This is a genomic window from Agrobacterium sp. LR_9 (genome assembly GCF_041954855.1).
GTDB lineage: Bacteria > Pseudomonadota > Alphaproteobacteria > Rhizobiales > Rhizobiaceae > Agrobacterium > Agrobacterium leguminum.
This window is the reverse complement of record NZ_JAVAYA010000009.1, coordinates 131,709-146,025: the sequence shown is the minus strand read 5'-3', so window position 1 is coordinate 146,025 and position 14,317 is coordinate 131,709. Positions and strand designations below refer to the sequence as shown.

General features: G+C 60.7%; 11 protein-coding genes. 4 read left to right on the top strand and 7 right to left on the bottom strand.

Annotated elements, in window-relative coordinates; genetic code table 11:
* Positions 1 to 67 precede the first annotated feature (67 nt).
* Both RAC79_RS13030 and RAC79_RS13025 read left to right on the top strand, forming a co-directional pair.
* Positions 68 to 817 (top strand): hypothetical protein, encoded by a 750-nt coding sequence (locus RAC79_RS13030; protein ID WP_065655721.1) that lies wholly within the window; start codon positions 68 to 70, stop codon positions 815 to 817.
* Between the two features lie 221 nt (positions 818 to 1,038).
* Positions 1,039 to 1,971 (top strand): ribose-phosphate pyrophosphokinase, encoded by a 933-nt coding sequence (locus RAC79_RS13025; RefSeq protein ID WP_003522877.1) that lies wholly within the window; start codon positions 1,039 to 1,041, stop codon positions 1,969 to 1,971.
* Between the two features lie 247 nt (positions 1,972 to 2,218).
* Here the strand turns inward: RAC79_RS13025 and RAC79_RS13020 are convergent, their stop codons facing one another.
* Genes RAC79_RS13020 through RAC79_RS13005 form a run of 4 tightly spaced genes read right to left on the bottom strand, consistent with a single transcriptional unit; the run spans position 2,219 to position 5,687 of the window.
* Positions 2,219 to 3,067, bottom strand: a complete 849-nt coding sequence (locus RAC79_RS13020; RefSeq protein WP_174039526.1) for a phosphatase PAP2 family protein — start codon at positions 3,065 to 3,067, stop codon at positions 2,219 to 2,221.
* Complete coding sequence (locus tag RAC79_RS13015) at positions 3,057 to 4,565, bottom strand: glycosyltransferase family 39 protein (protein ID WP_174039527.1); 1,509 nt, start codon at positions 4,563 to 4,565, stop codon at positions 3,057 to 3,059. Before RAC79_RS13015 ends, RAC79_RS13020 begins: the two co-directional genes overlap by 11 nt.
* A complete protein-coding gene (locus RAC79_RS13010; RefSeq protein WP_031233742.1) occupies positions 4,540 to 4,827 on the bottom strand; it encodes a lipid-A-disaccharide synthase N-terminal domain-containing protein in 288 nt (95 codons plus the stop codon). Before RAC79_RS13010 ends, RAC79_RS13015 begins: the two co-directional genes overlap by 26 nt.
* 20 nt (positions 4,828 to 4,847) lie before the next feature.
* Positions 4,848 to 5,687, bottom strand: coding sequence for a glycosyltransferase family 2 protein (locus RAC79_RS13005; protein WP_174039528.1), 840 nt, complete (start codon positions 5,685 to 5,687; stop codon positions 4,848 to 4,850).
* 189 nt (positions 5,688 to 5,876) lie between these two features.
* Here RAC79_RS13005 and RAC79_RS13000 point away from each other — a divergent pair, with 189 nt between their 5' ends.
* Complete coding sequence (locus RAC79_RS13000) at positions 5,877 to 8,141, top strand: methyl-accepting chemotaxis protein (RefSeq protein WP_142845449.1); 2,265 nt, start codon at positions 5,877 to 5,879, stop codon at positions 8,139 to 8,141.
* A 132-nt stretch (positions 8,142 to 8,273) separates the two neighbouring features.
* Here RAC79_RS13000 and adh read toward each other — a convergent pair whose 3' ends face one another.
* The 3 genes from adh to RAC79_RS12985 all read right to left on the bottom strand — a co-directional run bounded on the left by adh (position 8,274) and on the right by RAC79_RS12985 (position 13,114).
* Complete coding sequence (gene adh / locus RAC79_RS12995) at positions 8,274 to 9,791, bottom strand: aldehyde dehydrogenase (protein WP_065655717.1); 1,518 nt, start codon at positions 9,789 to 9,791, stop codon at positions 8,274 to 8,276.
* A 173-nt stretch (positions 9,792 to 9,964) separates the two neighbouring features.
* Entirely contained in the window at positions 9,965 to 10,924 is a 960-nt protein-coding gene (locus RAC79_RS12990) for a helix-turn-helix domain-containing protein (RefSeq protein ID WP_065655946.1), read from the bottom strand.
* A gap of 105 nt (positions 10,925 to 11,029) precedes the next feature.
* A complete protein-coding gene (locus RAC79_RS12985) occupies positions 11,030 to 13,114 on the bottom strand; it encodes a bifunctional diguanylate cyclase/phosphodiesterase (RefSeq protein ID WP_174039663.1) in 2,085 nt (694 codons plus the stop codon).
* 305 nt (positions 13,115 to 13,419) lie between these two features.
* Between RAC79_RS12985 and RAC79_RS12980 the strand changes: the two genes are divergently transcribed.
* Positions 13,420 to 14,028 carry a 50S ribosomal protein L25/general stress protein Ctc gene (locus RAC79_RS12980; protein ID WP_065655715.1) on the top strand — a complete coding sequence of 203 codons (609 nt, stop codon included), beginning with the start codon at positions 13,420 to 13,422 and terminating at the stop codon, positions 14,026 to 14,028.
* Positions 14,029 to 14,317: the final 289 nt, after the last annotated feature.

Genomic DNA, 14,317 nt, shown 5'->3' with positions numbered 1-14,317 from the left:
CGGGAAAACCGCCCTTACATTGCGCCACCTTGGGCAAGAAGGAGCGGAACATGAGAGGGAAAATCGCATGAGCCGGACGGGGTTCACCCCCCTTTTTCCGGCCATCATTGTTCCAGCGATGATGCTGGCCCTGTCAGGCTGCAACACGACGGAAGCGCTTACACCGCAGGTGGATGTCGGCCACAATGCCTCGCAGTCGACACCCGTGACCCAGGGCGATCTCGACCAGATGGCCGCCGCCGCCGACCGCGCGCCCACGGGCGCTCCGGCAACCGCAACATCCGTTCCCGCCTATGCGCCGCAAAACTCGTTGCAGGCGCAGGCACAGGCGCTGTCCAACGGCAGCCAGTATGGCGAGCCGCTTCGCCAGAACCAGACCGCAACCCAGCCACCGGCGGCCGCTCAACCCGCTCCCGCGCAGCAGACGGCATCGCTTGCGCCTGCCTCTTCCGCAAACTCCATCCGCTTCCTGCCGATCATCGGAGCGCCGGTTCAGGCGGTGACGCCGCTGTCGCGCCAGCTCGGGGCCGAAGCGCGGGCGAAGGGGCTGACCATCCGGGCCTCAAACGACAATTCGGCCGAAAACATCCTGAAGGGATATTTCTCCGCCTTTGCCGATGGCGCCAAGGTCAATGTCGTCTACGTCTGGGACATTCTGGACGCCAATGGCGTGCGGCTTCACCGCCTGCAGGGGCAGGAAACGGTGGCGGCAAAAGGCAGCGATCCATGGGCCGCCGTGACCGACAGGGTCATGCAGGATATCGCTGCAAAAACGCTCAACGACTATTCGTCATGGAAGCAGTCTCAACAGGGATGAGGTGAAAACGGCGGGAGAAGTCACAGAGATTTCACGAAAATCATTGCGAAAGCGCGGAGTCCTCTTGCAATCGGAAGCAACAGCGCTATTAAGGCGCGCATGGCAACAAGGCGTATCCGGCAAAGGCTTTTCAGCCGGATGTTCCTCCCCTTGAACGACGCTTGGTTACGGTGGATTGAGCCCCGTGATGCAAGGCGATGGCATGGAAACAGGCGGCCGCAATGAAGGTTTTCGCAGGCAATTCGAACCGGCACCTTGCCGAAGCGATCTGCAAGTATCTTAACGTTCCTCTCGGAAATGCCACTGTAAAGCGGTTTGCTGACCAGGAAATATTCGTAGAAATCAGCGAGAACGTGCGCGGCGAAGACGTTTTCATCGTCCAGTCCACCTCCTTCCCGGCAAATGATCATCTGATGGAACTGCTCATCATGATCGACGCCATGCGCCGCTCCTCTGCCAAGCGCATCACCGCGGTGCTGCCTTATTTCGGTTACGCCCGCCAGGACCGCAAGGCCGGCCCCCGCACCCCGATTTCCGCCAAGCTCGTCGCCAATCTGATCACCGAAGCCGGCGCCGACCGCGTTCTCACCCTCGATCTCCATGCCGGCCAGATCCAGGGCTTCTTCGATATCCCCACCGACAATCTCTTCGCAGCGCCCATTCTCGCCCGCGACGTGAAGGACCATTACGACACCAACAATGTCATGGTGGTTTCGCCCGACGTTGGCGGCGTGGTTCGCGCCCGTGCACTCGCCAAGCGTCTCGACTGTCTTCTGGCCATCGTCGACAAGCGTCGTGACCGTCCGGGCGAATCCGAAGTCATGAACGTCATCGGCGATGTCTCCGGCAAGGACTGCATCCTCATCGACGACATCGTCGATTCCGGCGGCACGCTCTGCAACGCCGCTGAAGCGCTGCTGAAAAAGGGCGCCACCAGCGTTACCGCCTATATCACCCACGGTGTGCTTTCCGGCGGCGCGGTTGCCCGTGTTGCTTCCTCGAAGCTGCGCGAACTCGTTATCACCGACAGCATACAGCCGACCACCGGTGTCCAGTCCGCGCATAATATCCGCGTGGTCAGCACCGCCGGCCTGCTCGGCGAAGCGATCAACCGCACCGCACAGGAACAGTCGGTTTCCGGCCTGTTCGACTGAAAAGCTGCGGCAAACCTCGACAACCGTTCTGCCGCATGGCGAATTGCCGCCCAGCTTAGATTCCCGGGCAGGGTGCGTTCCATGTTGAAATCGCTGGTTGCCTCGACGTCGTCCTTGGCCCTGCGCCGAGGATCCAGCCATGTTGAATGAAATCAACAGGTCGCAGATCCTCGGAGACCCGAGGATGACGCGAGAGTGTCTGGCACGCTTGGCCATTCACTCATTGAAGCGAACTCCGAAGTTCCCCTTAAGACGATGCCGCACCCGCATCCGGCGGCCGTTGCAGACGTGAGGCTGCGGCCTTGATTTTCGGCCACCAGCGCCGAACCCTGGTCAGGACAGCATGGCGACCGTTACGCCAGATGCTGGCCGTATCGGCTATAACCGCATCGCCGGTAAACAAATGGCGGTGACGTCCGATCACCAGCGCCCGGTAGAGAAACAGGGTTGTGAGGGCGGAAAACAGGATGGACATCACCACATCGCTGAGGAAATGCCCGCCGGCCGCGATGCGCAAGCCGGACATGAGGACGATCATGCCGGCGGCGATGCTTCCCATCGCCAACCGTCCGCGCCGTTGCAGCCGGGGCCAGACGAGCACGCAGAGCGGCAGGAAGAAACTGGCGATCAGCGCGGTTTCGCCGGAAGAAAACGAGCAGTTCGAATAACATTGCGCACTGTACTGGAAAGGCGGCGTGAAAAGCTGCTGCCCGCCGAATTCGGTGACGCTGAACGGGCGCGCGCGACCGATAGTCGCCTTCAGCACACCGTTGACCAGAAGCCCGGCACAGAGGATCACCGGCCCGCACAGAAAGGCCCACACCCGCCAGCCGGTTCTCTGCAGCGTGCCCAGCCGAAGATTGCCGACAAGGATCGTGAACGCCAGAAGGGTGGCGAGCTCCGTACCTTCGCGCAGCGTATCCCGCAACCATTCGGGAAACGGCTCACGGCCGGACCATGGCTGCTCGACGGGCGAGAAAAACAGGGCGGAGAATCTCAGATCGATGGAGGGAAAGGTCGCGAACAGGATGACGAGCGCCAATGTCGCGAGTGTCACCCAGATCGTGATCCGCATATGCGAAAGATCATTGTCCATTGCTGCCCTCCGGCATGCATCGTGGCAGCAGGCGCCAGAGACCGATTTCCCTGCCCTCAAGGAAACCCGGCCCGGCGGTCCAGCGGGCGACCGGCGCCTCGCCGGCAAGGCAGGCCGGCAGGCCATCCGCACTTGCCAGGAACAGGGGATTTTTCGCCTCGCCCGGTTTCAGCGGGTAAAGAAGCGCATAGTGACTGGAGGGCACGCCGGTCTCGGGCAGCGCGCGCGTCATCACCTGTTTCTCATCCCGAAGCTGATAAAAAAGCTCGGCAAGTATCGAACGGTCGGTAGCGACGATGGCGTCGGCACCCGCCTCGCGCGCCCGTAACAGACCGGTCGACACCAGCTCGGCGCGCCCGAGATACCGCGCCATCGCCAGTTCACCTTTCGGCAGGCGCAATTGCGTTCCAGCAATGGTCATCAGCGGCAGCGCGATGGCCACGATGCTACCAAGTACAAGCGTGGACACGGTAAGCCAACGCCGCGACGCCAGGACCGGCACCGCCAGCAGCACGCCGGCCGCATAGGCCCCGACCGCCCAGTTGGCGAGCGCCCGTGACATCAAACCCTGCGCGGTAATCAGAAGAATGATCGGCACCGAAAGAGCGACCAGCGCCCGGGTTTCGGCATTTTTCGCACGAATTGTTGCAACGATCATGCCGACGAAAACGAATGGTCCGACCACACCCGCCTGGGAGAAGAAGAATTCCAGCGCGGAACCGATCTTCAGCTGGACGCCATGCCAGTTCGCATTATCCGCCGTATGGCGTGCGGTCATGAAATCATGCGCCGCGTTCCACCACAGATTGGGCGCGATGACGGCGACGCAGACGAGCGCAGCAATGACCGCGTCACGCAGCCGGATGCGCCATGCCTCACAGAGCCAGCCTGCGGCGATGAAGCAGGGCAGAAAATAGATCATCGCATATTTCGACATCAGCCCGAGGCCGAAGCAGAGACCGAGGGCGATGCTCCAGCCTAGCGCCGCCCTGCCCTCGCGGCGGGCCAGCGCAAGCTTCCGCACGGAGATCATCGACAGCACGATGAACAGCATCATCGGCGTATCGGTCGAGATCAACAGGCTGCCGAGCGTTACGGCCGGCAGGGTTAAATAGATAAGGGCGGCCAGGGATGCCAGCCTGACATCATAGATCATACGGCCGAGCGCAAGAATGGCCGCCGCCGCGACGCCATGCACCACGGGCGCGGCCAGCCGAACCTGAAACGTGCCCTCACCGCCGCCCAGAATGGTTGCCGCGCGGATAAGCCAGCCGATCAGGGGCGGCTTGGAATAGGCGCCGAGCGCCATCTCCCTGCCCCATAGCCAATATTGCGCCTCATCGACGAAAAGGTCGGTGCGGTTGAAGGCCAGCCCAACGACGCGCAACGCGGTTACAAGGACAATCGCCGCGAATGCAAATGTCAGCCACCTGCGCTCATCGCCTGCCTGCTCGTAAGGCAGGGTCGCCGCCTCATGCATGCTGGCGGCGTTCGGCATGAATCAACCAGAGATTTCGGGCATAGATGAAAAGGCCGGACGCCTGGCCCAGAATGAAGACCGGATCGCGCCGCCAGATGGCGTAGGAAAGCAACACCAGACCGCCGAGAACGGAAAAATACCAGAAGGCCACCGGAATGACCGAGCGGTTCGCCCGTTCCGAAGAAATCCATTGAACCAGAAAACGCATGGTAAACAGCATCTGGCCCATGAAGCCGGTGCAGACCCACAGAAATTCCTTCCAGCTGTTCACATGCAGCATGGACCATAAAGCCGGTGCATTCACGGCGATGTCTCCGTTTTGAAAGTTTCAGCCCAGCTTGAGCGCTTTCGCCGGCGCAGCAGCCAGGCGACGCCGATCAGGTCGTGGATGCCGACAAGCGCGCGGCCGATATTGGTGTAATGGGAATTCCCGTGCAGCCGCGCCCGGTGCGTGACGTCGACATGGGTGACCTGCCAGCCGTCGCGATTGAACAGCGCCGGGAAATAGCGGTGGTGATGATCGAAATAGGGCAAGGCGAGATAGGCGTCGCGGCGGAAGGCCTTGAGGCCGCAGCCGGTGTCGCGCGTGCCGTCCTTTAAGATCCGCGCCCGAAGCCCATTGGCGAAGCGGGAGGAAAGACGTTTTCCAAGCGTATCGCGCCGACCGACACGCTGGCCGGCCACAAGACCGAGCCGGCTGGGAGCGCCTGCGGAGAGAAGCGGCGCGAGAAGAGCCGGCAGATTGTCCGGCGGGTTCTGCCCGTCTCCATCCAGCATGCAGATGACAGGCGCACGCGCCGCCTGCACACCGCTGTGGATCGCCGCAGACTGTCCGCCCTGACGATCATGCCGGACGAGCCGCAGCATCGGGTAACGATCGCCAAGCGCAAGCACCGCATCGACCGTGCCGTCGGAAGATGCGTCGTCCACCACCACGATCTCGAAGGCGCCGACGGGCTGGCAGGCGGCAAAAATCTCCGCCACGAGCGTTTCCACACTCGCTTGCTCATTGTGCATGGGCACGACAACGGCGAAATCCGGCCTCGGTTTCACGCTGGCTCCGTCATATCCGTCCGCACTCAGTCCGCAGACATCATTGATATTGGCGAGAGAAGGAGCGCGGAAAGCTTGCATGAACATGAACAGCCGTTGAACTTCACTCGATATGCGCCCGTTCTATTGCAGTTTTATTACGGGAAACGCGTCAGTGGCGGCCGGCTATTTTTTCACGGCATGCGGGAAACAATCGTACAATTCCCAGCACTTTTAACGCGGCCGTAAACAATTTTTGCCACGGTATGGCCACGTTTTTTGGGGGGAGGAAACAGGATGCCGGGTGTAAATCCGACTGCTGTCAAAGCTAAATCATTGTCGATAAAGGCCAAATTCGCAGCGCTCGTCACGGGCGCAACGCTGGTTTCATGTCTTTCCGTGGGGCTGTTGTCCTACGAGATGGGGAAGTCGGGACTGATCGACGCCAGCGAAATCAGGCTCGAAACGGTTGCAGGCAACCAGTCCAAGCAGCTTGATGCCTATACTTTGCGCGTCGAACAGAGCATTTCCGAGCTGTCGCAGAACGCCGCGGTCGCACAGGCGCTGGAAACGATGACCACCGTTGTACCGACGGAAAGGGATGCGATCATCCAGGCTTTCCGGCGCGAGGGCGTCTCCGAAGAGGAGCGCGCCTCCTTCAATGGCGAAGGCCTGCGACTGCTTTACGCCATTCGCCACGCCACCATCAACGCCGCCATCGCCAGCGTCTGGCGCAACACCCGTGTCAGCGACATCTATGTGATCGACAAGACCGGCCTCATTATTTACACTGTGACCAAGGGGAAGAACTTCCTCACCAGCGTGACGGAACCGCAGAACGCCGCGATCAAGGACCTGTTCGACCGCATCGAAGCCGGCAAGGACGGCGTCGTCAGCACCACAGGTTTCACTGGCGGCGAAAATGATTCGGCCATGATCGGCATGCCGCTCGCCGTCTCCAACTGGGGCCAGCTCCAGCGCAAGGGCGCCGTCATCATGCGCATCGCCGCTGATCGCATCGGCGCGGTGGTGACGCCCGAGGAAACCGGCAAGACCATCGATGACGCCGTTCTCCTGAGCGCCGACGGCAAACGTCGGGCCGGCGTACTGTCGGGCGGTGCTGACGCTGCGGTTTCCGAAAGCCTCGCCGCCCTTTCCAACGCAAACAACGCCGGAACGGTGATGGCGCAGACACCTGCGGGCAACATCTTCTATGCCTACCGCCCGGTCTCCGTCTTCGGCCAGAAACATCTTTTGGCCATCGGCCAGCAGGAAAGCAAGGTCCTCGCCGCCGCCAACGATCTCGCCTTCTGGGCAACGGTCGCGACGCTGGCCGTGCTTGCGATCATGACGCTGATCGGCATTTTCGTTTCCGCGAGCCTTACCAAGCCGCTGACCGGCCTTGCGGGGCTGATGGAGCGCCTGAACGGCGGTGAAAACAACATTGAGATCAAGGCCGTTTCCCGTGGCGACGAGATCGGCATCATGGCGCGCGCGCTGGAATCCTTCCGTCAGGGCATTCTGGACAAGCAGCGCATGGAAGCCGAATCCCATCGCAAGAGCGAAGAACTGGACGAAGAACGCGCCCAGCGGGAAATGGAAAAGGCAAGAAGCGCGAAAGAACTGGAAGAGGCTGTTGACGCACTTGCCACCGGTCTTGCCAATCTCGCGGCCGGCAGGCTCGATCTCCGCATCGACAAATCCTTCGTGCCGTCGCTCGATCATCTCCGCATCGACTTCAACAACTCCATGGCAGGCCTGGAAGCGACCATCTCCAACATCGGCGAAAGCGCCAATGCCATCCGCTCCGGCTCCGGCGAACTGAAAAGCGCATCGGAAGACCTGTCGCGTCGCACCGAACGCCAGGCCGCAGCCCTTGAGGAAGCGGCAGCGGCACTCGGAGACATGACGCAGGCCGTCAACCTCTCGCTGTCGCGCTGCAATGTCGCCGTCGAGGCGACGGCGGGCACGATGCAGGATGCGCACAAGTCCACGGCCGTCGTTAAAGAAGCGATCGTGGCGATGGAACGCATCGAGACCTCGTCGGCCAAGATCCGCCAGATCATCGATGTCATCGACCAGATCGCCTTCCAGACCAATCTGCTGGCGCTGAATGCCGGTGTGGAAGCCGCCCGCGCCGGCGAAGCCGGCAAGGGCTTTGCCGTTGTGGCACAGGAAGTTCGCGAGCTTGCCCAGAAATCGGCAGCCGCCGCCCGGGATATCACGACGCTGATCGCCACCTCGGCGGGCGATGTGGAAAGCGGCGTGGCGCTGGTGCTGAAGACCGGTGAAAGCCTCGAGCAGATTCAGAAACGCATCCAGTCGGTCAACGACCAGATCGGCGAGATCGCCACCGCATCGCGCGAACAGTCCGGCCGCCTCAGCGAAATCAACGCCTCCGTCAACGAACTCGACCATGTAACGCAGCAGAACGCGGCCATGGTGGAGGAAACGACGGCGGCCGCTTTCTCGCTATCCAGCGAGGCGGACGGCCTGACCGAACAGGTGGGGCAGTTCTCGGTCGGCGGCCTCCGCCAACGGGACCAGCGTTACGCGGCATAAACCGCAACGAAAAAAGGCCGGAGGCAAAACCTCCGGCCTTTCTGTTTGAAGCCGGGCTCCCAGGGGCCGAAGCCCCTGGGAACACGCCGGCGATCTGGCACCACAGCCCCTCGCCGGCTTCCGGGGAGGACCTCAGAAGAAACCGACCTTGTTCGGGCTGTAGGACACGAGCAGGTTCTTGGTCTGCTGGTAATGATCGAGCATCATCTTGTGGGTCTCGCGACCGATGCCCGACTGCTTGTAGCCGCCAAAGGCAGCGCCCGCCGGATAGACGTGATAGCAATTCGTCCACACGCGGCCCGCTTCGATGCCCCGGCCGGCCCGATAGGCAATGTTGGTATCGCGGCTCCAGACGCCTGCGCCCAGACCGTAAACCGTGTCATTGGCGATTTCGAGCGCCTCTTCCAACGTCTTGAAGGTGGTGACGGAAACGACCGGGCCGAAGATTTCCTCCTGGAAAATCCGCATCTTGTTGTTGCCTTCGAAGACGGTCGGCTGGATGTAATAGCCATCCTTCAGATCGCCCGTCAGCGTCTTGCGGTCGCCGCCGGTCAGAACCTTGGCGCCTTCCTTCTTGCCGATCTCCAGATAGCCCATGATCTTGTCGAACTGTTCCTGCGAGGCCTGCGCGCCCAGCATGGTCGACGGATTGAGCGGATCGTCCTGGCTGATCGCCTGAACGCGCTTGATCGCCTTTTCCATGAAGCGGTCATAGATCGATTCATGCACCAGCGCACGCGAGGGGCATGTGCAGACCTCACCCTGATTGAGCGCGAAGAAGGCGAAACCTTCGAGCGCCTTGTCGAGGAAGGCATCGTCCTCGTTCATCACATCGGCGAAAAAGATGTTCGGCGACTTGCCGCCCAGCTCCAGCGTGATGTTGGTGACGTTGTCGGCCGCATAACGCATGATTTCCTTGCCGACCGAGGTGGAGCCGGTAAAGGCGATCTTGGCGATGCGGTTGCTCTGCGCCAGCGGCTTGCCGGCTTCGAGGCCCGTGCCGTTGACGATGTTGAGGACGCCGGGCGGCAGCAGGTCTTCGATCAGTTCCATGACGATGAGAATCGAGGCCGGTGTCTGTTCCGCCGGCTTCAGCACCACGCAATTGCCGGCGGCAAGCGCCGGTGCAAGCTTCCACGCAGCCATCAGGATCGGGAAGTTCCACGGAATGATCTGGCCGACCACGCCGAGCGGCTCATGGAAGTGATAGGCGACCGTATCGTTGTCGATTTCGCCGATCGTGCCTTCCTGGGCGCGGATGCAGCCCGCGAAATAACGGAAATGGTCGATGGCGAGCGGAATATCCGCATTGGTGGTTTCGCGCAGCGGCTTGCCGTTATCCCAGGTTTCGGCACGGGCGATGAGATCGAGATTGTCCTCGATCCGCTGGGCGATCTTGAGCAGGATGTTGGAGCGCTCCGTCACGCTCGTCTTGCCCCATTTGTCGCGGGCCTTGTGGGCGGCATCCAGCGCGAACTCGATGTCGGATGCGTCCGAACGCGGCACTTCGCAGATCTTGTGGCCGGTCACCGGCGAGAGATTGTCCATGTAGCGGCCGGATTTCGGCTCCACCCATTTGCCGCCGATGTAATTGCCGTATTTCAGCTTGAAGGGCGCTTCGCCCGCTTTCTGCTGAACCTGAATGTTCATGATTTCATCCTCCCTGATGAAAACGATCCGCAGCGGACCGCATGGGAGGAAGGTGGGCCTAGATGGCGCGGTCCGGTAGAGGGGCGGCGCGGTTCCGCAGCGCACATTGTCTCACATCTGCGACAAAGGCACCTCGATCCGGCATGATTGTCCGGATCGCCCCCGCACGCACCTCAATGCACGTCGAATTTCTTCATCTTGCGGTGAAGCGTGGCGCGGCTGATGCCAAGCAGTGAAGCCGCCTGTGTGACATTGCCGTTGGTGCGCGACAACACGCGCCGCAGCGCCGAGCGCTCCGCTTCCGCAAGATCGGAACCGCCATCGTGGCGCTGTTCCTGAAGAACATCGGCGGCGGGCAGACCCTGCGCGATGCGGGCATCGTCCAGCTTCAGCGCAAGGCGTGCGGCACGGGTCGCGCCCAGCACGAGATCGTCCTGATCCACGGCGAGCAGCGACAGCGCCGCCCCGAACCCACTTGGCACGACGACGATGCGCGCACCCGGAAAGGCGCGGCGGAAAAGATTGCCCTCGATACGCTGCGCCGCGTCCTTCACCGCCTGGGTGACGAAGGAGAAAGTCATCTCGTTGATGTCGTCGCGGCAGGTGGAAATATCGAGCGCGCCCGTCACCCGGCCCGTATGATCGCGGATGGGAGCCGTGGTGCAGCAGAGTTCGGTATTCGACGTGAAGAAATGCTGATCGCGGTAGACCACCACCGAGCGCTCATCCACCAGTGCTGTGCCGATACCGTTGGTGCCCACGCTTTCTTCGCTCCAGACCGCCCCGGACCAGAGGCCAAGCGCCCGGAAATCACGATCATCGCCAGAGGCGCCGCGCCGCTCCAGCGCAACGCCCTGCGCGTCGGTCAAAAGCAGGCAGCAGCCGGATCTGCCGACGCTTTGGAAAATGCGGTCGAGTTCATCCGTGCTTTCGGCAATCAGGCCGGCCGCACTTTCGCGGGCGCGGCGGAACTCATACTCGCTGAGAAAGATCGGTTTGCGGTTTTCCTCCGGTGCAAGATGATGTTTGACCATGCAGCGACGCCAGGAGGCGACAATCGGAGAACTTGCGGCTGCGGAACGATGGCGCGCGGTTTCATACACGCGTTCCGCATGGGCGATGTCTGTCGGCATACGCTCCTCCCAAAGCTTTTCGGCGATGGTGCGCTGGAAGCGGCCATGTTTCAACAAAAAATTTCGCGACCGGCCTTGCCGGGCGCAGCCGCAGGCGCCGCCGGACTATCGGACCGCCTTGAAATAACGCCGGCCGGCGGTCACGTCCGTTTCATCCTCGGCCGAGAGGAACGTATCGTCCACGAGATTGGCGATGGAAGTCAGCGGACCGGGCTTGCCAAAAAAGAAGCCCTGCACCTGCAGGCAACCTTCACGCCGCAGGAACTCGATATGGGCCTTGGTTTCAACGCCTTCCGCAAGCACCGGAATATTGAGGCTGTGCGCCAGAATGAGCGTCGAGCGAACGATCGCCTCCGACTGCACGTTGGTCGACAGGCCATCGATGAAAGCGCGGTCGATCTTGATCTTGTCGAAGGGGAAGCTCTGCAGCGTCGAAAGCGAGGAATAGCCCGTGCCGTAGTCATCCATGGCGATCTTGACGCCGAGCGACTTGAGTTTGCGGATGGTGACGAGCGCGTGGCGATGGTCGGCGATGATGCTGCCTTCGGTAATTTCCAGCTCGAGCCTTTCCGGCGCAAGTCCCGTTTCGGCAAGAATTCTCTCAACCTTGTCGGGGAAATCATTATCCGCAAGCTGCTGCGGCGCGACGTTAACGGCAATGGCGAGTGACTTTTTCCACCGCGCAGCCTGCGCGCAGGCTTCTCTCAGAACCCATTCGCCCAGTTCGACGATAAAGCCGGTCTGTTCGGCGATCGGAATGAATTCGGTCGGCGAAACCATGCCCCGTTCGGGATGGTTCCAGCGCAAAAGCGCTTCAAAACCGACGATGCTGCCGCTTTTGGTGTCGTTCTGCTGCTGGTAATAAAGCTCGAACTCGTTATTGGCGAGGCCGCTGCGCATGGCGATGGCCAGCACGTTGCGCTCACGCGCGGCCTCGTCCATGGATTTGTCGTAAAAGCATATGGTGTCCGAAGTACCGCTTTTTGCCCGGTACATGGCGACATCCGCCTGGGCCATCAGAGTATCGGCATCGATGGAGCCGGTATTGCGAACCGATATGCCGACGCTTGCGCCAACCGAAAATGTCTGCCCGTTCCATTCCACCGGCTTACTGATCTGCTCGATCAATCGCTGGGCGAATTCCGCGCCGTCGGCGCGGGTGTAATAGGAATGGGTCATCGCAACGAATTCATCGCCGCCCATGCGGGCCAGAAACTCTCCGGTCTTCAGCACGGAACTTGCGCGGTCGGCGATGGCGCGCAGCACGGCGTCGCCTGCCGCATGGCCATGCACGTCATTGATTTCCTTGAAACGGTCGAGATCAATGGAAAGGAGCGCGGTGTGTGCGCCCAGCGAGACATGGCGTGTGCGGCGATTGAGATGCTCGATGAATGCCGCCCGGTTGGGAATACCAGTCAGCGGATCGTGCAACGAAAGATGGCGATAGCGGGCAACCGCCTGCTGGGTGGACTGCGCATCGATGACATAAGTGGAGAGCCCGAGCGCCAGAAGCAGAAGCGTCACCGCAATGGCGCCTCCGCCCATGATGGCCGGCGGCAGCAGGTTTTCCGGAATGACGATGCGCGGGTCGAAGGCGAAGGACATCGACGCCATGCCGGTATAATGCATCGAGGCGATGGCCAGGATGAGAAACGCCACCGCGCTATACTGGCAGAAACGGTTGAGGGGCCGGGAAATGCGATTGACCGCAATGGCGCCCAGCACCGCCCCCAATATCAGCGAGGCGACGACATAGGCCCGGTCCCAGAAAATCATGCCTTGAACATTATAGGCGGCCATGCCCGTGTAATGCATCGCCGCAATGCCGAGGCCGAGGACGACTCCGCCGGCTTCCACCAGCACGCTGCGCCCGCCATAGGCGGAAATGCCGAAACCGGCAGTCGTCGTGGTAATGGCGATCAGAAGCGACAGCCCGGTGAGATAGGGATCGTATCCCACATCGCCCGCTGCGACATAGCCCAGCATCGCCACGAAATGGGTGGTCCATATCGCCGCCCCGCCATTGACGCCCGCCAGAAACAGCCAGTTGACCTTCTGCACCCCCGTCGCCAGCCGTGCTTTCGAAAAAAGGCGCATCGAAACGAAACTGCCCAGCATGCAGACGAAGACCGCTGCGGCTGTGTATCGATAGTCGTGATCGATGGTGAGGCACTGGAGAACTTTGAGCATTGTCATCTACGCAATTGGAATTTTGCATAGCCTTATCATTCGCCAAGTTTTCACCGGGTTTATGTGCATGGATAAACATATATTAAAGGTTGCAACAAGCGAGTGAATTAGTAAATTCTAATAAAATTATAAAGCGGCACCCATCAAAAACGGGCCGCTCTTGTCTTTATGCCCCGTTTGTATTATAGCGCCCGCACCCGTGTAGACACCCTTGGAGGCAACGCGGGCGGGATGGCCTCTGGCCTCTCCGGTTCAGGCCGCTTCGTTCGGCGTGAACTCTCCATATAACCTCGAAAGGAATTGCCATGAGCAAAGAATCGTATGAGCTCAAGGCCGAGGCGCGCGAACGAGTTGGTAAGGGGTCCTCTCGTGAACTTCGCCGCAACGGTTTGATTCCCGCTGTCATCTATGGTGACAAGCAGGCCCCCATTTCCATCGCGCTCTCGACCAACGAAGTCACCAAGCGTATCCACGCTGGCGGTTTCATGACGACGGTTGCGACCATCGACGTCGACGGCAAGAAGATCAAGGTTCTCCCGAAGGACTACCAGCTTGATCCGGTCCGCGACTTCACCATGCACGTCGACTTCCTGCGCGTTTCGGGCAACACGCTCGTCAACGTCGAAGTTCCGGTTCACTTCGTCAACGAAGAAAAGTCGGACATCAAGATCGGCGGCGTTCTGAACATCGTTCGCCACACGGTGGAATTCCACTGCCCGGCCAACGACATTCCGGAATTCATCACGGTCGATCTCGCTGGTCTGAAGATCGGCGACAACGTTCACATTTCGAATGTGAAGCTGCCGAAGAACATCACGCCGGTTATCGCCGACCGTGACTTCACGATCGCAACGATCGTTGCTCCGGCCGCTGGCGTTGCAGAAGAAACGACCGAAGAAGCTTCCGAGGAATAATCGGCGGCCGCAAGGCCGACAGCTTTGAACAATGAGGCCCGTTCCGTTTTCGGAACGGGCCTTTTAGTTTTTATGAACTTTAAAACCAGAAAGCTTGCCATCCTCACCTGATACGCAACCCGTTTCAGTGTCGATTAACACTTCCATGAAACGATACCCTCGCGCTGTCGTGGAACACCGGCCGGGCTGAGGAAATGCGTGGGAAAACAGGCTTTTGCCGAAAACCCTCGCAAAACCCTCCGGGCGGAGGAAACGGGCGCAGCAAGTCTGGGGCAAAGGGTAGCTGCAA

Bases quoted from the DNA above. Each gene is read 5' to 3' on its own strand.
- RAC79_RS13015 (WP_174039527.1), bottom strand. From the start codon at position 4,565: ATGCCGAACGCCGCCAGCATGCATGAGGCGGCGACCCTGCCTTACGAG.
- RAC79_RS13005 (WP_174039528.1), bottom strand. From the start codon at position 5,687: ATGTTCATGCAAGCTTTCCGCGCTCCTTCTCTCGCCAATATCAATGAT.
- adh (WP_065655717.1), bottom strand. From the start codon at position 9,791: ATGAACATTCAGGTTCAGCAGAAAGCGGGCGAAGCGCCCTTCAAGCTG.
- RAC79_RS13000 (WP_142845449.1), top strand. From the start codon at position 5,877: ATGCCGGGTGTAAATCCGACTGCTGTCAAAGCTAAATCATTGTCGATA.
- RAC79_RS12980 (WP_065655715.1), top strand. From the start codon at position 13,420: ATGAGCAAAGAATCGTATGAGCTCAAGGCCGAGGCGCGCGAACGAGTT.
- RAC79_RS13025 (WP_003522877.1), top strand. From the start codon at position 1,039: ATGAAGGTTTTCGCAGGCAATTCGAACCGGCACCTTGCCGAAGCGATC.
- RAC79_RS13010 (WP_031233742.1), bottom strand. From the start codon at position 4,827: ATGCTGCATGTGAACAGCTGGAAGGAATTTCTGTGGGTCTGCACCGGC.
- RAC79_RS12990 (WP_065655946.1), bottom strand. From the start codon at position 10,924: ATGCCGACAGACATCGCCCATGCGGAACGCGTGTATGAAACCGCGCGC.
- RAC79_RS13020 (WP_174039526.1), bottom strand. From the start codon at position 3,067: ATGGACAATGATCTTTCGCATATGCGGATCACGATCTGGGTGACACTC.
- RAC79_RS12985 (WP_174039663.1), bottom strand. From the start codon at position 13,114: ATGCTCAAAGTTCTCCAGTGCCTCACCATCGATCACGACTATCGATAC.
- RAC79_RS13030 (WP_065655721.1), top strand. From the start codon at position 68: ATGAGCCGGACGGGGTTCACCCCCCTTTTTCCGGCCATCATTGTTCCA.